This is a genomic window from Nakamurella sp., assembly GCF_048594475.1.
Taxonomy (GTDB): Bacteria; Actinomycetota; Actinomycetes; order Mycobacteriales; family Nakamurellaceae; genus Nakamurella.
In genome coordinates this window covers 1-4,423 of record NZ_JBMDXT010000325.1, presented here as the reverse complement: position 1 = coordinate 4,423, position 4,423 = coordinate 1, and the positions used below count along the sequence as shown (strand labels likewise).

The window sequence follows — 4,423 nt, the reverse complement described above, 5'->3', positions numbered from 1 at the left end:
CCGAGGCGGCGGATCGGGCCGCGGCCGCCGCGGACGAGGCCGCGACCGCGGATGACGACGCCGCGGCGGACGAGGAGGCGGCGGCCGCGGCCGAGGCCGCAGACTGCGCCGCCCGGATCTCCTCCTCGGACTGGCCGCACCCGGCCAGGGTCAGGGCGGCCACCAGCACCGCCCCGACCGCGGTGACCGAAGCGTGGGTTCGGCGGATCACCAGCGCTTGACCGCCGCCAGCAGGCCGTCACCCAGCGGCACGAGCATTGCCGTCAGCGACTCGTCGTCGCGGACCAGCCGGCCGGCGTCGCGGACGGCGACGGTGTCCGCGTCGCGCTGGGTCGGATCGGCGACCTTGTCGCCGCCCAGGGCCCCGTCGACGACCAGCACACCGCCCGGCCGGAGCAGGCGAAGCGCCTCGGCGACGTACTGCGGGTACTCGGTCGGCGCCCCGTCGACGACGACCATGTCGTACGCGCCGTCGGTGAGCCGGGGCAGGACGTCCAGCGCCCGCCCGTTGATCAGCCGGGTCCGCGTCGGCGCGATCCCGGCCTCGAAGAACGCCTTCTTGGCCGCCCGCTGGTACTCGGCCTCGATGTCGATGGTGGTCAGGATCCCGTCCGGGGCCATGCCGGCGAGCAGGTGCAGCCCGCTGACACCGGTCCCGGTGCCGATCTCGACGACCGACCGGGCGACGATCGCCGAGGCCAGGAAGGTCAACGCCGCGGCCGTGCCCGATCCGGTCGGCGACGCCCCCAGGTCCGCGGCCCGGGCCCGGGCCGCGAGCACGACCTCGGACTCGGGGACGAAGAAGTCGGCATAGGACCGGCTCGTGGTCACCGGGAACCTCCTGATTGTCACGACAACACGGCACACAGACGTCGGCGGTGCCGGATGCGGCGACCGGCCCGCCGGCGGACGACCGGGACCGGTTGCCCGCGTCCCGCCGCCGCAGGCGTCCGCCCGAACCTACCGGCCGGCCGCTCGCCGCCCGGACAGGCACACCGGCGCAGCGGTCGCCGCCCGTCGGGCCACCGGCCCACCGGTCCCACCAGGCACACCCGTCCCGGCAGCCACGGACGAGGGGGGCCGAGCCGTCCGGCCCCGCCGCCGGTCGGCACCGCCGGTGGCCTGCGGCGAAGGCGTCACGGAACGCGCCGGTGCCTCACATCCCGCTCACACCTGGGCCGGGAACAATCGGACCACGCCGGCCGTTCGTGCCGGTGTCAGAACCCGGAGGTGGTCTTCCTGTCCAGCGTCCCCGCTCCGCCCGGCCCCGTGTGGACCCCGCCGGCCTGGGACGAGATCGTTCGCGACCATGGCGACCGGGTCTATCGCCTGGCGTACCGGCTGTCCGGCAACGCCCACGACGCCGAGGACATCACCCAGGAGACGTTCATCCGGGTCTTCCGGTCGTTGGACACGTTCCAGCCCGGCTCCTTCGAGGGGTGGCTGCACCGGATCACCACCAACGTGTTCCTGGATCTGGTCCGGCGCCGGCAGCGCATCCGGATGGAGGCACTGCCCGAGGAGACCGACCGGATCGCCGGCCGCGAGCCCTCGCCCGAGCAGGCGTTCCACGACGCCCATCTCGACCCCGATCTGCAGGCGGCCCTGGACGACCTGCTGCCCGAATTCCGCGCCGCCGTCGTGCTGTGCGACGTGGAGGGCCTGACGTACGAGGAAATCGGTGCCACCCTGGGAGTCAAGCTCGGCACGGTGCGGTCACGGATCCATCGCGGCCGGCTGGCGCTCCGCGCGGGGCTGGAACGACGGCGGGCCCTGCGCGGGCCGAGCGGCCCGGACGGACACGACGAGGTGGAGGCGGTGGCATGAGCGCAGGGCGGACCGGGGAGGTGCGGTCGTGACGGTGGGCCCGATCGATCACCTGACCCTCGATGCCGTCGTTGCCTACGCCGACGGGGAGATGTCGCTGGTCTCGTACCAGCGCGCGGCCGCGCACCTGGCCCTGTGCCCGCAGTGCGACGCCGAGGTGCGGGCCCAGATGACCGCGCGGTCGTGGCTCCGGGCGGCGCAGGCGCCGGCGATGCCGTCGTCGCTGCTGGACAGCCTGCGGTCCATCCCGGTGGCCCTGCCGGCCTCGCCCCCCGAGGCACATCGCCCGGCCGACCGGGCGCATGGCGACCGGCCCGCCCTGCCCGCCCACCCGACCTCCGGCGCGACCGGGGTCGGGCACCGCGCCGTGCAGCGCGGCCGCCGCTTCCGGTTCCTCGGCGCCGGGGCGCTCGTCGCCGGGTTGACCGTCGGCGCCCTGGTCGGCAGCGAGCCGGCCGGTGAGGTCGATCCGCATTCGGACGGAGCCCAGGTCGCCCACGTGAGCCCGGCGAACGCCCCGCAAGTGGTCACGGCCAAGTGGGGCACTCCGTAACGGTGCCGGATGACTTCGATCCCGCGCGCGGACGCGACGACCGGCGGGATGACAATCGAGCCGTGAGCAACGGATCACCCGTCGCGAACGGGCATCCTCCGCGGCACCCGGAACCCGCGACCGTCGGGCGGGCCTCGTCGGCCGACGGCGTTCCGGTCGGCGCCTACGCCCGGCCGGGCGGGGTCAACGGTTCGTTCGGGCCGCGCCCGCAGCGCCCGGTGGTGCCCCTGGGGGCGCCCCCGACGCCCGAGTACCTGGCCGACGCGTTCGGCCGGTCGCCCGGTGAGTCAAGCATCGGTCGCCCGCCCGCCCCGCCGGCGGCCGTCCCGGCCGCCGGACCCGAGCCCGACCCGTGGCGCGACCCGAACGCCGCCGCCCAGCTGGGTCGGCCGGCCGTGCCCACCCCTGAACCCGAGCGGCAGGAGCTGCCCCCGGCGGAGCGCTTCAGCCTGCGCCAGGCCCTGTTCGAGCGCCGGCTGCGCCCGTCGGCGATCATCGGGGTGCTGGTCACCGCGCTGGTGATCGGTGCGGTCGGGGCCGCGATCGGCGTGTTCGCCGCCGGCCGGCTCCCGGCGCCGGCCACCGACCCGAGCTTCGAGCTGGCCCCGGTCTCGCCCGGCATCACCCGGGAACCCGGTTCGGTCGCCGACATCGCCGCCAAGGTGCTGCCCGCGGTGGTCTCGCTGGAGGTCCGGACGGGCGACGTCGGGGAGACCGGATCCGGGGTCGTCATCGACGGCGACGGCCACATCCTGACCAACAATCACGTGGTCTCCACCGCGGCCACCGACCCGTCGGCGACGCTGACCGTGATCTTCGACGACGGCCGGCAGAGCCGGGTCCCGGCCACCATCGTCGGCCGGGATCCGCTGACCGACCTGGCCGTGCTCAAGGTGGACGTGCAGAACGCGACCGTCGCCCAGATCGGCGACTCCGACGCCCTCGCCGTCGGCGACCCGGTGATCGCGATCGGGTCCCCGCTGGGCCTGGCCGGCACCGTCACCACCGGCATCGTCTCGGCCAAGGACCGTCCGGTCCGGCTGCAGGGCGGCGGCTCGGACACCGACGCGGTGATCGACGCCATCCAGACCGATGCCGCGGTGAACCCCGGAAACTCCGGTGGCGCGCTGGTCGACGCCTCCGGCGCCGTCGTCGGCATCAACTCCGCCATCCGAACGCTCGGCGGCGACTCCAGCGGCTCGATCGGGCTCGGTTTTGCGATCCCGATCGACACCGCGCGCAGCGTCGCCGAGCAGATCATCCGCACCGGCAGCGTCCAGCACTCGACCATCGGGGTGAACGCCCGATCGGCCACCGACGGCGTGACCGACGGTGCGCAGGTGCAGAACGTCCAGGCCGGCGGGCCGGCGGCCGCGGCCGGGATCGCCGAGGGCGACGTGATCACCAAGGTCGGGGACCGGCAGGTCGGCAACGCCGACGAGCTGACCGTGGCGGTCCGGCAGAACCCGGTCGGCGCCACGGTGCCGGTCGTGCTGCTGCGGGACGGCCGGGAGATGACGGTCTCGGTCACCCTCGGGTCCGAATAGCCGCCGTGGCGGCGCCGATATCCTGACGCCGGGCAACGGTCGGGTCCGCACGGGGCGGTCCCGGCGAGCTCCGTCCGAAGGGAGGCGGTCAGCGTGTTCGGCCTCTCCTGGGGTCAGATCAGCATCATCGTGCTGGTCGGCGTCTTCGTGCTCGGGCCCGAACGCATCCCGACCGCCGTCCGCTGGGTGACCGACAGCCTGCGCAAGCTGCGGACCATGGCCGCGGGCGCCCAGGCCCAGCTGAACCGGGAGATCGGTCCCGAACTCGACGAGCTGCGCCGGCAGATCGCCGACCTGCAGTCGCTCAAGGAGATCCAGGACCTGCGCGACCTGCGCGACCTGCATCCCAAGCGGCTGATCGGCAACACGATCCTGGGCGAGGAGTTCGCCGGCGGCGGGATCGGCGGGTTCCTCGGCGTGACCGGTACCCCGACCGCCAAGGGCGCGTCGCCCGCCGGGGGCACGCCGGCGGCCGGGGCGGTGTCCACGGTCAAGC

Annotated in this window: 5 protein-coding genes and 1 pseudogene; 4 read left to right on the top strand and 2 right to left on the bottom strand. The window is 74.8% G+C overall.

All coding sequences use genetic code 11. The annotated features are described in order from the left end of the window. Both ACOJUF_RS14890 and ACOJUF_RS14885 read right to left on the bottom strand, forming a co-directional pair. Positions 1–211: pseudogene (locus ACOJUF_RS14890) on the bottom strand (ABC transporter substrate-binding protein); the annotation flags it as partial. Continuing rightward, the gene (locus tag ACOJUF_RS14885) at positions 208–831 is read right to left on the bottom strand and encodes an O-methyltransferase (RefSeq protein ID WP_420122613.1); all 624 of its coding nucleotides are present in this window, start codon (positions 829–831) and stop codon (positions 208–210) included. The pseudogene ACOJUF_RS14890 and the gene ACOJUF_RS14885, both read right to left, overlap by 4 nt. Positions 832–1,230: 399 nt before the next feature. Here ACOJUF_RS14885 and sigE point away from each other — a divergent pair, with 399 nt between their 5' ends. From sigE to tatB, 4 genes are all read left to right on the top strand, one after another. Beyond that, positions 1,231–1,827 carry an RNA polymerase sigma factor SigE gene (gene sigE / locus ACOJUF_RS14880; protein WP_420122612.1) on the top strand — a complete coding sequence of 199 codons (597 nt, stop codon included), beginning with the start codon at positions 1,231–1,233 and terminating at the stop codon, positions 1,825–1,827. Between the two features lie 28 nt (positions 1,828–1,855). Further along, positions 1,856–2,380 (top strand): zf-HC2 domain-containing protein, encoded by a 525-nt coding sequence (locus ACOJUF_RS14875; protein WP_420122611.1) that lies wholly within the window; start codon positions 1,856–1,858, stop codon positions 2,378–2,380. 62 nt (positions 2,381–2,442) lie between these two features. Then, positions 2,443–3,927 (top strand): S1C family serine protease, encoded by a 1,485-nt coding sequence (locus tag ACOJUF_RS14870; RefSeq protein WP_420122610.1) that lies wholly within the window; start codon positions 2,443–2,445, stop codon positions 3,925–3,927. A gap of 93 nt (positions 3,928–4,020) precedes the next feature. Beyond that, positions 4,021–4,423 (top strand): Sec-independent protein translocase protein TatB (gene tatB / locus ACOJUF_RS14865; protein WP_420122609.1); only part of this gene is annotated, 403 nt, incomplete at its 3' end.